The sequence below is a fragment of the Streptomyces sp. NPDC018964 genome (genome assembly GCF_044390325.1).
Taxonomy (GTDB): Bacteria; Actinomycetota; Actinomycetes; order Streptomycetales; family Streptomycetaceae; genus Streptomyces.
In genome coordinates this window covers 187,910-203,356 of record NZ_JBIRYZ010000014.1, presented here as the reverse complement: position 1 = coordinate 203,356, position 15,447 = coordinate 187,910, and the positions used below count along the sequence as shown (strand labels likewise).

At 70.3% G+C, this 15,447-nt stretch carries 10 protein-coding genes and 3 pseudogenes; 10 read left to right on the top strand and 3 right to left on the bottom strand.

Annotated elements, in window-relative coordinates; translation table 11 throughout:
* The first annotated feature begins 390 nt into the window (after window positions 1–390).
* Both ACH5AO_RS24050 and ACH5AO_RS24045 read left to right on the top strand, forming a co-directional pair.
* Entirely contained in the window at window positions 391–906 is a 516-nt protein-coding gene (locus ACH5AO_RS24050) for a hypothetical protein (protein WP_359562236.1), read from the top strand.
* 43 nt (window positions 907–949) lie between these two features.
* Window positions 950–3,619: a Helicase associated domain protein gene (locus ACH5AO_RS24045; RefSeq protein WP_398927863.1), complete on the top strand. Its 2,670-nt coding sequence runs from the start codon at window positions 950–952 to the stop codon at window positions 3,617–3,619.
* 166 nt (window positions 3,620–3,785) lie between these two features.
* Here the strand turns inward: ACH5AO_RS24045 and ACH5AO_RS24040 are convergent, their stop codons facing one another.
* The gene (locus tag ACH5AO_RS24040) at window positions 3,786–4,070 is read right to left on the bottom strand and encodes a hypothetical protein (protein ID WP_398927861.1); all 285 of its coding nucleotides are present in this window, start codon (window positions 4,068–4,070) and stop codon (window positions 3,786–3,788) included.
* A gap of 10 nt (window positions 4,071–4,080) precedes the next feature.
* Between ACH5AO_RS24040 and ACH5AO_RS24035 the strand changes: the two genes are divergently transcribed.
* The 4 genes from ACH5AO_RS24035 (at window position 4,081) to ACH5AO_RS24020 (ending at window position 9,636) form a co-directional block, all read left to right on the top strand.
* A complete protein-coding gene (locus ACH5AO_RS24035; RefSeq protein WP_398927859.1) occupies window positions 4,081–4,599 on the top strand; it encodes an SPASM domain-containing protein in 519 nt (172 codons plus the stop codon).
* 321 nt (window positions 4,600–4,920) lie between these two features.
* On the top strand, window positions 4,921–5,505 hold the full coding sequence (locus tag ACH5AO_RS24030) for a methyltransferase domain-containing protein (protein ID WP_398927867.1): 585 nt from the start codon (window positions 4,921–4,923) through the stop codon (window positions 5,503–5,505).
* 829 nt (window positions 5,506–6,334) lie between these two features.
* Window positions 6,335–9,166 carry a BTAD domain-containing putative transcriptional regulator gene (locus ACH5AO_RS24025; RefSeq protein WP_398927857.1) on the top strand — a complete coding sequence of 944 codons (2,832 nt, stop codon included), beginning with the start codon at window positions 6,335–6,337 and terminating at the stop codon, window positions 9,164–9,166.
* A gap of 197 nt (window positions 9,167–9,363) precedes the next feature.
* Entirely contained in the window at window positions 9,364–9,636 is a 273-nt protein-coding gene (locus ACH5AO_RS24020; RefSeq protein ID WP_398927871.1) for a hypothetical protein, read from the top strand.
* A gap of 27 nt (window positions 9,637–9,663) precedes the next feature.
* Here the strand turns inward: ACH5AO_RS24020 and ACH5AO_RS24015 are convergent.
* Window positions 9,664–10,547 (bottom strand): annotated as a pseudogene (locus ACH5AO_RS24015) (transposase); the annotation flags it as partial.
* Between the two features lie 570 nt (window positions 10,548–11,117).
* On the opposite strand from ACH5AO_RS24015, the gene ACH5AO_RS24010 reads away from it, so the two are divergent.
* The 3 genes and pseudogenes from ACH5AO_RS24010 to ACH5AO_RS24000 form a co-directional block, all read left to right on the top strand.
* Window positions 11,118–11,402: a hypothetical protein gene (locus ACH5AO_RS24010; RefSeq protein WP_398927855.1), complete on the top strand. Its 285-nt coding sequence runs from the start codon at window positions 11,118–11,120 to the stop codon at window positions 11,400–11,402.
* A gap of 138 nt (window positions 11,403–11,540) precedes the next feature.
* Window positions 11,541–11,651: pseudogene (locus ACH5AO_RS24005) on the top strand (IS5/IS1182 family transposase); the annotation flags it as partial.
* Between the two features lie 154 nt (window positions 11,652–11,805).
* A pseudogene (locus ACH5AO_RS24000) lies at window positions 11,806–12,189 on the top strand (nucleotidyltransferase domain-containing protein); the annotation flags it as partial.
* A 122-nt stretch (window positions 12,190–12,311) separates the two neighbouring features.
* Here ACH5AO_RS24000 and ACH5AO_RS23995 read toward each other — a convergent pair.
* Window positions 12,312–13,946, bottom strand: coding sequence for a hypothetical protein (locus tag ACH5AO_RS23995; RefSeq protein ID WP_398927853.1), 1,635 nt, complete (start codon window positions 13,944–13,946; stop codon window positions 12,312–12,314).
* 770 nt (window positions 13,947–14,716) lie between these two features.
* On the opposite strand from ACH5AO_RS23995, the gene ACH5AO_RS23990 reads away from it, so the two are divergent.
* Window positions 14,717–15,382, top strand: coding sequence for a histidine kinase (locus ACH5AO_RS23990; protein WP_398927851.1), 666 nt, complete (start codon window positions 14,717–14,719; stop codon window positions 15,380–15,382).
* Window positions 15,383–15,447 lie beyond the last annotated feature (65 nt).

The following is a 15,447-nucleotide window of genomic DNA, read 5'->3' as shown; positions in this document are numbered from 1 at the left end:
CTGGCGGGACGCTGCGCGTCCCGCTCACCCGCCCTGCTGCGCAGGGCGGGTGACGTCCCGTTCGCTGCGCTCTCGGGACTACGGGGCCTGCGGCCCCGTAGGTGGCTTCCGTTGCGCTCCAGCCACCTGATGGCGCTGCGCGCCACGAGGGCCGGCCCCGCTGCGCGGCGCCGTCAACGGGCCTTTGGCCCGGGCGGCTACGGGGAGGGGTGGCTGGGGTCGGTGGTGTGGGCCTGGCTGGCTGCGTGGGAGAGGGTGCTGGGTAGTGGCTTCATTCGAATTGATGCACATGTAGTCTTGGCGGAAGCACGGGACACCTCCTAACCACCCGATGCGGACTGATATGTCCGCGCTTCCGGAAAAGGGAAAACAATGTAAAGTGCTCAGGACGTGGCGCGGGATGAGGTTCGGCGTCAGGCGAATGGGCTGGATGCCGCCGCTGTTGCGGAGAAGGTCGCGGAGGCCGCTGTCCGTGAGCGGGAGACCGCGGAGCGGTTGAGGGGGAACGGTTCCTTCTACGAGTTCGAGATGGACCGGGAGCGGTTGGCTTTCATCTGGCTGGTCAAGCACGCTGAGTGGCGGCGCGTCAGGGACTTGATGAGTGCGCTGGGTTGGGGTGTGTACGAGCCGGAGCAGGATGTTCAGGGCTCGGTGTGGGCTCGTGAGCGTGAGGAACGGCTTGCTGGTGCGCTTGCGGCACAGTCCGCCTCCGGGGAGCAGGAGCGGGAGGGAGCGGATGAGCTGCGTGCGGAGGTCTGGCTGTCCGCCGCGTCCAGCCGGCTGCTCCGGTCGGTGGCCTACCGGGCGGGGCTGTCCCCCTCTCAGGTCCTGGCCCAACTCGCCGAACGGGTTGTGGTGGGCGAGGACGGTACGGTGTCCGTGCCGCCCTTCACGCCGTCCCAGTGATTCCCGAAGCGGGTGAAAAAGAAGCCAGAGGAAGGGCTTGAGAATGCTGGGAATTCAGCTTCGGGAACACCAGGTGGCCCAGAAAGCTGCTTTCCGTAAGTGGGTGGGATTCCCTGAAAGATCATCTGTTCCCCCTGAGGGGGCGCGGGGCACGATCGTGTCCGCGACCGGGTCGGGGAAGACGATCACCGCCGCTGCGTGCGCGCTGGAGTGTTTCCCGGGCGGGCGGATTCTGGTGACCGTGCCGACCCTGGACCTGCTCGTGCAGACCGCCCAGGCGTGGCACCGGGTGGGCCACCGCTCCCCCATGGTCGCGGTGTGCTCGCTGGAGAACGACCCGGTACTGAACGAACTAGGGGTACGCACCACCACCAACCCGATCCAGCTCGCCCTGTGGGCCGGGCACGGGCCGGTGGTCGTGTTCGCCACGTACGCCTCCCTGGTGGACCGCGAGGACATCGACGCCCCAGAGGGTCAGCGGAAGGTACGCGGGCCGCTGGAGGCCGCGCTGGCGGGCGGGGAACGGCTGTATGGCCAGCAGATGGCCCCGTTCGACCTCGCCATCGTGGACGAAGCCCACTCAACCGCAGGGGAGCTTGGTCGGCCGTGGGCGGCGATCCACGACAACCAGCGGATCCCCGCCGACTTCCGGCTCTACCTCACCGCGACCCCGCGCATCCTGGCGGCGCCGCAGCCGCGCAGGGGCGCGGGCGACCAGGAGGTGGAGATCGCGACCATGGCCGACGACCCCAACGGCACGTACGGTGTGTGGCTCGCCGAGCTCGGGCTCTCGGAGGCCATCGAGCGGGGCGTCCTCGCCGGGTTCGAGATCGACGTCCTCGAGATCCGCGACCCCTCCCCCACCGTCGGGGAGTCGGAGGAGGCGCGGCGAGGCCGGCGCCTGGCCCTGTTGCAGACGGCGCTTCTGGAGCACGCCGCGGCGTACAACCTGCGTACGGTCATGACCTTCCACCAGAAGGTCGAGGAAGCCGCGGCGTTCGCGGAGAAACTACCGAAGACCGCAGCCGAGCTGTACGCGCGCGATGCCTCGGACGAGGACCTGACGGCCGCCGAGAAGCTGCCCGCGTCGTCGATCGGCGCGGAGCTCTACGAGCTCGAGGCTGGCCGGCACGTGCCGCCGGAGCGAGTGTGGTCGACGTGGCTGTGCGGCGACCACCTCGTCACCGAACGACGCGAAGCCCTACGCCAGTTCGCCAACGGCATCGACGCGGCCGGGCGCAGGGTGCACCGGGCGTTCCTCGCCAGCTGCCGCGTCCTCGGCGAAGGCGTCGACATCACCGGCGAACGAGGCGTGGAAGCCGTCTGCTTCGCGGACACCCGCGGCTCCCAGGTGGAGATCGTGCAGAACATCGGCCGCGCGCTCCGGCTCAACCGCGACGGCTCCACGAAGGTCGCCCGGATCATCGTGCCGGTGTTCCTGGAACCCGGTGAGGACCCGACCGACATGGTCGCCAGCGCCTCGTTCCGCCCCCTCGTGGCCGTGCTCCAGGGACTGCGCTCGCACGATGAGCGCCTGGTCGAGCAGCTCGCCTCCCGCGCCCACACCAGCGGCAAGCGCAAGGTCCACGTGCAGCGCGACGGGGACGGGCGGATCGTCGGGGCCGGCGGCGGGGGTGACGGCGAAAACCAGGAGCAGGACGACATGGAGGCCGCCACCGAGGCGGCCCTGCTGCACTTCTCCACACCGCGCGACCCAGCGACCATCGCCGCGTTCCTGCGCACCCGCGTCTACCGACCCGAGTCCCTGGTCTGGCTGGAGGGCTACCAAGCCCTGCTCCGCTGGCGGAAGGAGAACCAGATCACCAGCCTCTACGCCGTTCCTTACGACACCGAGGTCGAAGTCGGAGCGACCAAGGCATTTCCGCTTGGCCGATGGGTCCACCAGCAGCGCAAGGCGCTGCGGGCCGGGGAGCTGGAGGAACGGCGCAAGACGCTGCTGGACGCGCCGGAGGCCGGGATGGTGTGGGAGCCGGGCGAGGAGGCGTGGGAGAACAAGCTGGCCGCGCTGCGGTCCTACCGGCGGGTCATGGGGCACCTCGCACCGCGCCAGGACGCAGTGTGGGGCGAGGGCGAGGCGATGGTGCCCGTCGGGCAGCACATGGCCAACCTCCGCCGCAAGGACGGCCTCGGGAAGAACCCGGACCGGGCGGCGGAACGCGCGAAGCAGCTCGCCGCGATCGACCCGGACTGGAACTGCCCCTGGCCCCTCGACTGGCAACGCCACTACCGCCACCTCGCCCACCTCGCCGCCGACGAGCCCGGCGGAGTCGTGCCCGACATCGCACCCGGCGTGCTGATGGACGGCGACGACATCGGACGATGGCTCCGGCGGCAGACCCGACCGGCCACCTGGGCACAGCTGTCGACCGAACAGCAGCAGCGGCTGACCAGGATCGGTGTGAAGCCTGCCCAGACGCCGCCTCCCGCCCCGACGGCCAAGGGCGCGGCAAAGGGGATCAAGGCCCAACAGGCCTTCCTTCGTGGGCTGGCCGCCCTCGCCCAGTGGATCGAGCGAGAGGGCGCCCAGCGGCCCGTCCCGCGAGGCGCCGTAGTGGAGCTGGTGGTCGACGGCGAAGCCGAGCCGGCGTCGGTACGCCTCGGAGTATGGGTCTCGAACACACGCACCAGACGCGACAAACTCAGCGCGGAGCAGCGGGACGCGCTGCGGAAGCTGGGCGTGGAGTGGGCATGACCGCCGTGGAAGGTCGGTTGACCAGGCGGTGTGGACGAGAGCTTGGGAGCGTCATGGCGTCCCAGGGCCCGTGCCGGCGGGCCGGGGCCAGCGGTCGGGGCCGGGCATGGTGAGGGCCCCGGCCGCTGGTGCGGCCGGGGCCCTCGATGGTGTCGCGGGGCGGGTGTCAGTCCTCTCGTCGTACGACGGTCCGCATCGGACGGACCCGGCGCACACGCCTGTTGCTGGCGTCCTGGAGGGCCTTGGCGGCGAGCTTCTGCCGCATCTCGGTGGCCTCCAGGACGAGCCGCGCCTCGAGCCACTGGTTGTACTCGGGGTCGTCCGTCTCCATGCCGAGGCCGGCGAGGATGCCCTTCATGGCGTTGACGGTGGGCAGGATCTTGGCGTTGAGGACGTCGCAGATGGTGGTCGTCCAGACGGGCTGGCCCGTCTGGACGGCGTGGTGGGCCATCGACGCGTAGGTGGACTACGGCGACGATGCCGGCGAGCACGACGCGGTCACTGGGCGTGCCGGTTCTCATGCGGCGACGCGCGCGAACATCGTCGGGGCTGTGCGCCGCGGGGTGCGGGTGCAGGTCGGCATCGTCGACCTGGGCGGCGGTCGGCGCGCGGGGCGGGCCCGTGCCGAGATGCAGGCCCTCGGTGTTGAGCAGGTCCGTGTCGACCGGGTGCGTGCCGTCGGTAACGCCGCGGGCGGGGCGGTGCCTTCGGTGTCGTCGCTGTGCGGGCGGTGCGGGGACGGGAAGGCCGCGGTTCTCCCGGACGGCACGGTGGCGGTGTGTGAGATCGGCCGGTTCCTGACCGCGGGCAGCGTCAGGGGTGCGAGCCTGGCGTCGGTGCTGGCCGGTGAGCGGTGGGCGGAGGTGGCGGCGAGCGTCGCGCGTCGTGCCGGGGCGGCTCCCTGTGATCCGGACTGCTCGCCCAACGACGACACCTGCCAGCCGAGTTCCGGCGGCACGTGCGGCCCGTCGGACGGCTGATAGAGGTCTGGCGGCATTCGACGGCACTCGAGGGAGAGGGGCGCGGGGACATGGACGCGGGCTGGGAGGGCCATGCGCGCCGTCTGGCGGACGCCACGCCGCGGCACGTCTTCGTGCCGCGCTGGTGGGAGAGGACAGCCGGCGGCCGTACGGTCCGCGACGGCGCAGCCGACCTTGAGGGGTGGTTTGAGAGCGCGTATACGGACGAGACGCTGGTGACCCGCATCGGGCCCCTGCACGCCGATCACGCGGAGCCGGGCCGGCTCGCTCCGCCGGGCAGGGCCGACGTCGTCGTCGGCCCTGCCCACCCTGATCGTGACCATGTACCGGCACGCGATGCTCGGCGAGGGCTGCCGCACACTGGTGAGGGCCGGCACCGGATACGGCACCGCTCTGGCCTGCCACCGGCTGGGCGCCGACCTGGTGACGAGCGTGGACATCGACGACCACCTCGTCCAGACCGCCACCGACCGGCTGCACAGCATCGGGCTACGCCCGCGCACCGCCGTCTGCGACCTCACCACGGCGCCCCTTCCCGGAGCATTCGACCGGATCGTGTCGACCGGATCGGTGCGGCCGATACCGGCTGCCTGGCTCAAGGCTCTGCGCCCGGGCGGGCGGCCGGCCACCGCCATCACCGGCACCGGCACCGGCACCGGCACCGGGCTGATCCTGATCGCCGACAAGACACCGGAAGGCGGCGGGCGCGGCTACATCGCCTACGACAGGGCCTCCTTCATGAGCGCCCGCCACGGTGACGACTACGACACCCCCGCATCGTCGCGTTTCCTGAAGCGGATGCCGCGGGTGGTCAGCGTGCGGGTCCCGGCGTCCTCCAGAGTGAACGTCCACAGGTCCGCGGCCGGCACGTCCCGCAGCGGGGTGGGATCGTCCTGCCAGGCCTGAAGCGGAGTCCTGCCCCGCAGCGGTGAGGGGTGGTGCTCGGTATTCCACCACTGTGTCCAGTCCAGCAGCCGGGTGGTGAAGTCCTCGAAGCCGAGCAGCACTTCGTCCTTCGGCCGGGAGGGACGTTTGCCGGGGCGCGGCTGGCGGGCGTAGCCGGGCAGCGCGGCCAGGAACATGCCTTCTACCGCCCGGTTGAGGCCCTCCACGGTGCCCTTGAGGTGGGGGGTGTAGGCGGGCAGGTCCTCCACCGTCACGTCCAGCAGATCGAACGCCGCGGTCACCGTCCGGGACAGGAAGTCCTTGCCGCGGTCGACACGTACCTTCTCGGGCAGGCCGCCGAACGGACCGTAGGGGTCCTCGCGCAGGACCGCAGCACGCAGCGCGGACCGGCACCGACTCCCGCGACGGAGACGCGGGAAGAAACGCCAGGAGTGAACGCGGTTTTGGTGATGACCTTGGTGGCGGTGTCGATGAACCAGGTCACCCACGGGCGCACCAGGTCACCACCGGCATCGACCAGCACCGGAGCCTGCATGTGGCCGGCCTCCCAGACGTGACCGCGCCAGGAGGCCGCCCGTTTGCCGAAGACGTCGTACGCGCGTACCGCACCCCCCGGCGGCAAGACCCCCCGCGCGGTGAGACCGGCCCGCCCCCCAGGCCATCCTCGGACGAACGTGATCGGCCAGGACTCACGGCACCCGGAGTCTCTGGTTCTGGACACACCAGCAACGATGTACAGCCGACCTTGCGAGAAACCTTACGGAAAAACCTACGCCGCAGGTCACAGTAGTGCTTTCAGGTCCGTACCCGCATCAAGGGGGAGCACGCCATGCTGGAGTTCCGGTTACTGGGAACACTCGAGGCGCGGGCCGGGGAGCGGCCGGTGGCCCTGGGGCATGCGCGGCAACAGTGCGTTCTCGCGGCCCTGCTGGCCGGCACCGGCCAACCGGTGCCGGCCGACCAGCTGCTCCACCGGGTGTGGGACGACCGCGTGCCCCACCGAGGGCGGGAGACGCTCTATGCCTACCTGTCCCGTCTGCGCCGCACGCTGGAACCGCACAGCGTCCGGCTGGTCCGGCGCTCCGGCGGCTACACACTCGACCTCGGCGAGGCCACGGTGGACCTGCACCGCTTCCGCCACCTGATCGCGCGGGCCCGCCAGGACACGGACGACCGGTCCGCCCTGCCCCTGTTCGAGGAGGCACTGGGGCTGTGGCGGGGCGAGCCGCTGGCTGGGCTGAACTCTCCGTGGCTGAACACCGTGCGTGAACAGCTGCGGACCGAGCGATGGGCCACGGAGCTGGACTGGACCGACGCCCTGCTGCGCACCGGCCGCCACAGCGAGTGCTTGGCCGGCCTGTCCGTACGGGCCGGGCAGTATCCGCTGGACGAGCGGCTGGCCGGCCAGTTCATGCTCGCCCTGTACCGCAGCGGACGGGCCGCCGACGCCCTGGCCCACTACCGGCGCGTCCGGGGACAGCTGGCCGAGGAACTGGGCACCGATCCCGCAGCGCCCCTGCAGCAGTTGCACCAGCAGATCCTCACCGGCGACGCGGCCCTGCCCCTCGCGGAGCCCGGGCCCGCTGCGCGTACCGGGGCGCCCGCCCTGGTGCCCCGTCAGCTTCCCGGCCGGCCGCGCTGGTTCACCGGCCGGGAGCGCCAGCTCGCGGAGCTCGACAAGGCGTTGGGCTCAAGGGGAGAGCCAGGCGGAACGGTGATGATCTCCGCGATCGGTGGCAGCGGTGGGATCGGCAAGACCTGGCTGGCCCTGCACTGGGCGCACCACAACATCGGACGGTTCCCGGATGGGCAGCTCTACGTCGATCTGCGTGGTTTCGATCCCTCGGACAGGCCCGTCGCGCTCACCACCGCGGTACGGGGGTTCCTCGACGCGCTGGGGGTGGACTCCGGGTCCGTGCCGGTGGATGTGCAGGCTCAGCTCGGGCTGTACCGGAGTCTGCTCGAGGGCAGACACATGCTGATCGTGCTGGACAACGCCGCCGACGCCGAGCAGGCGGCCGCGCTCCTGCCCGGCAGCGCCACCTGCACGGTGCTGGTCACCAGCCGCCGGCGGCTGGCCGGGCTGGCCAGTGCCCATGGGGCCCGGATGGTGACGCTTGATGTGCTGGCCGACGCTGAAGCAAGGGAGCTGATACGCCGCCACCTGGGGGAAGACCGTGTGGCAGCCGAGCCGGAAGCCGTTGCCGCGCTGCTGGAGCACTGCGCGGGGCTGCCGCTGGCGATCAGCGTGGTGGCGGCCCGCGCGGCGGCCCATCCGGACTTCCCGCTCGCCGTGCTGGCCGAGGAGCTCCGGGAGGAGTCGGCGCGGCTGGACGCGCTGGACGCGGGTGATCTGACCGCCAGCGTGCGCGCGGCCTTCACTGTGTCGTACCGGGCCCTGACCGCGGGGGCCGCAAAAGTGTTCCGGCTCGTGGGGCTGGCCCCGGGACCGGAGATCGGGCTCGCCGCGGTCGGCAGCCTCCTCGCCTGCCCGGCCACCGCGGTGCACGCTGCCTTGAGGGAGCTGGAGAACGCCCACCTCGTCCGGCAATCCGTACCGGGCCGTTATCGGCTGCACGACCTGGTCCGCCTTTACGCGGTCGAACAGGCAAGAACAGAACTGGCCGACGGCGGCGCCGAAGCACTTTCGAGGGTGGTGGACTTCTGCCTCCACACGGCCTACGCGGCGGCGCAGCGGCTGGACCCGCACCGGGACGGGATCGGCCTGACGGCTGCCCGGCCCGGCGTGACTCCCCTGGCCTTGGCGGACCAGGACGCGGCCCTGGCCTGGTTCACCGTTGAGCACCCCACGCTGCTCAGCACCATCGACCTGGCTGTCAGGACGCGTCACGACGCGCACGCCTGGCAACTGGCTTGGTCCCTGGAGACGTTCTTCGACTACCGCGGTCACTGGCACGACTGGATCGCCGGCCAGCACATCGCGCTCGACGCGGCACAACGGCTCGGCAACGTGTCCTGGGAGGCCGCAGCGCACCGCAGCCTCGGCAACGTCTACACCCAGACCGGCCGGCTCGACGAAGGCCACACCCACTTCCGCCACGCACTGGATCTCTACGACGCCCTGGGCGACCGGGACAGCCAGGCCCATACCCGCCGAGGCCTGGGCTGGGTGTGCAACCAGCAAGGGCGCCAGCAAGACGCACTCGACCACGCCACGCAGGCTTTGACGCTGTACCGGCAGACCGGCCATCAAGCCGGTCAGGCCAAGGCACTGAACAACGTCGGCTGGCTGAACATCGCGCTCGGCAACCATCGGGCCGCACTCGAGTACTGCACCCAGGCGGTGGCTCTCAACCAGGCGATCGGCGACCGGCACGGCGAGGCAGGAGCGTGGGACAGTCTCGGCTACGCACACCATCACCTCACCGAGTACACCGCCGCCCTCGACTGCTACCGACGGGCCCTCGAACTGGACCGCAGTTTCGGCGACCGCTACGGCGAGACGGAGATACTCCACCACCTCGGCGACACACATCTCGCCCTCGCCGACCTCCAAGCCGCCCAGCTCGCCTGGCGCCACGCCCTGGAAATCGCCGGCGAAATCGGCCACCCCGCCACCGCCGAACTACGCGGCAAGCTCAGCGGCCTTCTCCAGACCCCGCCTGCCGACGATCTCGGGGGCGAAACCACGAACTGCTGACATCGTGATGTGACTGAGGGGCGCTGGTGGATTTTTTTGGACGAGCACGACCGGGTGGCGGCGAGAGCGTACTGGTCGGGGATCCGAGATCGCTCATCGCTCCGGCAGCGGATCGTGTCCTGAGCCGTGAGTACCGTTGTCCTGGTACGGGGGGGCATGACTGAAATCGGCCGCCGGACGGCCGGGGGGGGAAGTCGATGGCCACTCGGGTGGATCCGCGGTGGCGGATATGGCAGATCAAGCCCCTGGCCGGCATCTGGCACATCGACCAGCTCACCGGCGAAATACCCGGTGGTGCCCGGCAGGGACTGTCCTGCGGTGACGGCGCCAACGAGTCCGCGGATCCAGACTGGACCGAGGCAGAACTGTCCGCCGGCCACCTCTTCGGCCCCGGAGAGGTGACCCGTCACCGCCGGGTGATGGCCCACCGCGGCCTGTCCAGCCCCGAAGAAGTGACCTGCTGGAGGTGACCTGCTGCCTGACCCACACCCCCCACCACCGGCGAGGTCGGCTGCCCGGGCCCCGTTTCGGGTCTCGCCGCCCGCCTCGACGGCCGGCGTCCAGGCCGTCGAAGCGGGAACCTTGAGGACGTGTGGGTGGACCTGCTCGGTGATCACCATGCCGACCGAGTGGGACAGCCACCGTCCCCGTCGGGCGAGCCAGCCGACGAAGTCGTGGGTGCCGCCCGCGGAGTCGGCGCGGATCAGGGTCCGGCGCCCGCGCCGGTACCTTTTCGGCAGCTGGGCCAGTGCCGGACGGGCGGCGACAATGTGGCCGCCCGCCGTGTCCGATACCTCGTTGCCCGCTCCGAGCAAGGCCGCGACCGGCTCCTCCGTGCCGCCCGGCCCATGGTCGACGAACCCCATCAGCGGGTGGTGGCCGTAGGTTCGCTTCCACGTGGGTGCGGCGTCTTCCTTGTCCGAGTGCGCGACCACCAGCACCCCGTCCAGATCGGCGGTCACCTGCCCGCCCGCATCAGGCACTTCCCGGTCGGCCAGCCGCCAGACACGGTGGCGGACTTCAGCCCGCGCGGCACAGACGCTCCGCAGGGCCTTCTCCCCGGAAGCGGCGAGGGTGTCGATGAGACGGGAGACCGCCGGGCCGGAAGCCACCGGTCCGAACACGGCCGGCTCGGCCCGCGGCATGGCCACATCCACGAGGCAGTCCCCGCCCAGCGAGACCGCCAGGGCCACGTCCAGCAGGACCTTGCCCGGACCGTGCACCGCCCGTTCCACCACGGCGCCGACGCCGCTGACATCGCGGTGTCCAAACCGGCCTTGCGGACGGTCTCGACCAGCAGCACGCCCTCAGCCTGCGAGACCACCACCCGGCCGCCGCCCTCGACGCGGACACGCGGGTAGGACCCGATACGCTTCCTCACCTGGAGAGTGCTTCTTCCCGTGCAGCCGACAGGACCCTCGACAAGTCCCATCGTTGCAGGTCAGGAGCATTCTCTGCTTGTTCGATCAAGCCTCGGACACCCCACCCCGCGAAAGCGCGAGGCCAGCGGTTGGGCGGGCAGTAGCCATCAGCACCTTCGACGAGCCCTTCAAAAGCGGCCGGCTTGGCGCCCAGGCGGAGCGCGCTCCGGGATCGCTCTCCGAGTTCCGCGGTCCCCGGTTCCTCTTGGAGCCGCTGCGGATCACCGCATGATTCACAAGCCGTGACGAACGACCACGGCCCCGGCCGCCCGTACAGGGTGGCCGGGGCCGTAGCTGCTCGTACAGCAGTCTCCCCGTCGCTTGAGAGGACTTCGTGCCCATGCTGGCCGACCCCCGCAGCAGGTGCTGCACGGCAATTCCTTGCGTTTTCCGGCCTGTTTCCTCGTGAGGAGGGCCCGGTGCCGGGCAGTCGATTACTACCGGTTGGCCCGGGTCCGGTGTAAGTCGTCCACCGGCTTCACCGACGCCCTCACCTCACACCGTCTCGCCCAGATGATCGGAGCCGCAGCATGAACGCCATCACCGCTCTCTCGCTGTCCAGCGTCACCGACGAGATCGGCCCCCGTCGGCCGGGCGCGATCTACCAGAACGTCGACGGCCGCTTCGAAGTCCTGGCACTGGTCACCGACCCGGCCGAGGCCGCGCGGCTCCTGCACCGCGCCGGCGCCCGCTGGGCCGTCATCGTCCGCGACACCCTGCGCCTCGACGGTCAGCCCTTCGCGGTCGGCTCGGTATGGACGGACAGTGACCACCTGGTCCGTCCCGCCAGGACGACCTACACAGCGGCCGCCTGACGGTCCGCCACGGTCCGTCTCCCACCCCTCTCAGAACATCAGTGGGTCGAAAGACGGGCCGTGGCGGGCCGCCCGGCTCGCCACGGTGACAGCCCCGGAAGGTGAAAGCTTCGGGACTGTCCGGTCAAAGGGCCTGACAGAAGATCCCTGAGGTTGATCACCTGGGCCGCCATCACCTTCATGACCAGACGCCTCCCGCGGAAAGGCGCCACCCCCAGCTGGCCGAGGAAACCCGCGCCGGCCGACAACTGACGGTGCTACTCCTCGGCCGTACCCGGCACCTCCGCCGCCCCGTGCCGGCGCCGCTTCTTGCTGACCCAAATCTGGGCGGTGCGATCGCGGACGCCACACCTCCTCAGAAATCCGCTCGGCAGCACACAGCAGCACAGGGCACAGTGGCCCCATGAATGAACGAGGGCTGGGCCTCGACGGAACGATCACACGCGAAGGCGCACTGGACCGAGTGCCGGCAGCGTTCGTCCCCGTCGTCGATGCCGCCCGCACTCATATCACCGAGACGTTCGGCAGAGGGCGCCTGCACAGCGCCTACCTCTACGGCAGCATCCCCCGTGGCACCGCCACTCCCGGCGTCTCCGACCTCGACCTCCAGCTCGCCCTCCACGACGAGCCCACCGAAGCCGACCGGGCTGACGCCAAAGCAATCGAGGCCGTACTCGATCGTGCGTTCCCGCAGATAGACGGCGTCGGGATCCTGCTGACCAGCACGCGGGTACTGGTCAGCGACGTCGAACGTCACGACGGCGGGTTCTTTATCGCCTGCCTCTGTGCCGCGTGAGCGTGAGGTGTTCCGGGTACGTCGGTCTTGGCCGATCCGGTGGCCGGACCCACAACGAAGGCGGCCCCGCCGGATGGATTCCGGGAGGCCGCCTCGCACGCGGTTGCCGCTCGCTAGCGGACGTCGACGTAGTCCTCGGTCCCGTGGTCCGCGTAGTGGGTCGAGACCGTGTCCGTGTACCGCATCTGCCAGGTGCCGTCCTGCTTCGCGGTGAACTTCTTGCTGAACGTGCCGTCACTCAGCGTCTTGGTGCTGCCCAGCTCCTTCCACGCGGAACCGGCCGTCTTGGCCTTGAACCAGACGCGGATCTTCTGCCCGGCGTACGGCCGCCAGGTGGAGCCCGACTTCTGCATCAGGCCGCCCTTGGCGGTGAGCGTCGAGCCCTTGCGCACGCCCTCGGGCGAGACACCGTCGTTCCAGATCCTCGTGTACGTGCGCCCCAGCTTGACGCCGGTACTGTCCACGCCCGCGTTGACGATGCGGAGCCGCCACTGGGCGCCCGAGTCCGCCTTCTTCGGTGAGGACGCCTTGAAGGAGGCGCCGTACGCGGCGTCGAAGGTGCCGGTGCTCGCCCAGGACCCGCCCGTGGGGCGGCGGTCGATGGAGATCCTCGCCTTGGTGCCCGCCGGGTACGAGCCCTCCGTGACGCCGAGCTTGCCGGTGAAGGTGACCTTGCGGTACTTGTCCAGCTTGCCCTCGACGTTCGACAGCTTGCTCGTCCGGGAGGGACTGGCCACCGTGAAGGAGTGCGGGGCCGGCGCGGTGAACCAGTTCGACTCGGCCGGCCGGACACTCACCTGCCCGCCCTGCAGGACGGTGTACCTCGTGGCCAGGACACCGTCCTGGCCGCTCGCCGCGATGGTGTCGGTGCTGGAGCCGGTGCCGATCCGCACCTCCTTGGCGACGGGCTTCTCGGTGCCGTCGTCCGCGATACGGGTGAGCTTGCCCCGGACGGGGATCTCACTGCCGTACGGGGCGGTGACCGTGCCCGTGGGGGTGTCCACCTTGAGCTTCAGTTCCTGCTTGCGGAAGGGCAGGCTCAGCGACTCGTACTGGCCGTCGAACATGTACTCGAACTTGGTGGTGACGGCGGGGCTGTACTCGTTGTAGTACTCGGTGGTGGTGAAACGCCCCGCATCGTTCGTCCACACCCACCCCTCGCCACGGGTCTCCCGGGCGCGGTAGTAGAGGCCCACCCCGGTGAACGGCTTGACCTCGTGGGTGTTCGGGTCCTCGGCCACCAGGGATCCGGACACCTTGATGGTGGGGTTGTCGTAGGAGACCCACGGGTGGTTGCTGCTGAGGGTCAGCTTGGGGTCGAGACCGTAGTTGAGGTAACCGGTCGAACGCTGGACGACCTCGTTCGACTGTCCTTCCCTGGCCACGACATCGATCACGTAGGAGCCCATGGCGGGCAGGGTGACCGGCTCGGAGCGGAAGACGCTCTCGTAGCAGTCGCTCGTGACGGGGCACTTGTCGGTGCCTTCGAGGCGGACGCTGGCGAGGACCTCGGACTTGTTCTGCTCGTGGATCTTGAGCGTGACGTCCTCCGGGCGGAAACCGGAGGACATGTGCTCGTAGGAGGCGTAGATCTTGTCGCCCTCCTGCACCGTCTCCGTACGGCCGCGGGAGTCGCCGTCACCCGCGTGCGCCGCGGGCACGGCGATCAGCGTGGCAGAGGAGGCCACGAGGCTCGTGGCCAGCACCGCCGTGAACTTCTTCAAAGCTCCCCCATCGAGTGTCGCCATTGTGTCGAGCGTTCGACCTGCGAGGCATGCGAATGGTTGTGCGGACAATTGCTGAGCCTGTCGGCGTGATGTCTTCAGGGTGAGTCCGGTTGCGCGAGGCATCCGTCGATGGTTTCGCTGCGGTACCGGAAGTTCGCGCAGGGCGCGGCGCAGGACGTGCATCAGGTGGTCGGGGCCGGTGAATGCGGTGTTGTTCTGGCCCGCGCGCCGGACCAGTGGGCCCTTCCAGCTCGGCCACCGATCGGGTGATGGTCTCGGTGCCCGCAACACACAGGGCTCCCGTGCCGTCGGGTGAGGTGTTCGAAGTCTCAACCTGCCGGTCCAAGAGCCCTGTCGGTTCCCTGTCCTGCCGCACTCGACCTGCCTCATGCGCTGGTCGAGCGGGTCACGATGCTCGTCGTCATCCGTGAGGGTGACCGCCGCTGCAAGCTCCCGTCCCCGTCAGCGTGCTCTCGCCGCTCTGGCCTGTCTCCTGCGGCACCACGCTCTCGCGCAGACCGCCACCGGGTTCGGCATGTCCGCCGGCACTGCCCACGCCTACGTCACCACCGCCGTGCGGCACCTGGCGGACAAGGCGCCGGGCCTGCCCAAGGTGCTGCGGGAGACGGACCCCCAGTCGCGCCGGTGCGACGTGGGCGGACGTCGCGGGCGACCTTTCGGTGGGCCGGGCCCACGCGGGCACCGGGCTGGTCGCGTGGTGACGCCGGCCGACCGCACCGGGCGCATCATGCCGGCCGAAGGGCTCACCTGGTTTCCCGGCAGCCTGCAAGGTGCAGGCATTCCTGTGCTGTTCACCCTCGGGGTGCAGGGGCGAGGCGCTGGACCTGGCCGTCCTGGCGCACCTTCTGCTCGCCTTCCCCGGAGGACGGCGTGCCGCGGCTTCGGACCGGGCTGTGGCGGCGAGCGGCTACGCACTGGTCACCTTCGGTGGACCGGCCCGGGTGATGCCCCACGATCCGTCGGTCCACAAGGACGCCACCCACCTCTCCTGCCAGGACCGCCGACCGGATCTCCATCTCCTGCCGACCCGTGCGGAGCCGAACTGGTTCGACGCCGTGGATCCCGGCTACCGCCGGGCAGGGGGCGCTGGGCAAGGGCGCTGGGCTGCGGACGAGGAGCGCCGACGACTGGAGCGCGACCTTCACGACGGTGCCCGGACACGGCTGGTCTTCGCCCTGATGACACCGCGCAGGCTTGACACCGGGCTGTCCCGCGGTGACGAACGGGCCGGGCCCCCCGGCCCGGCGCCGCGCCGCACGATGACGGAGGCCGACCATGCGGTGGGGCAGGCACTGCATGAACTACGCGGCCCCGCCCGCGGCATCCACCCCGCCGTCCTCACCCGCGACGGGCTCACGGCAGCGGTCAGAGCCCTCTCCCGACAAGCACACATTCCAGTGCTCGTCATAGTGGGTCTGGGACGCTCCCCCCGTTGACGGAATCCACGGCCTACTTCCTCACCTACGAGGCACTGGCCAACGCGGTGAAGCACTCCCAGGCC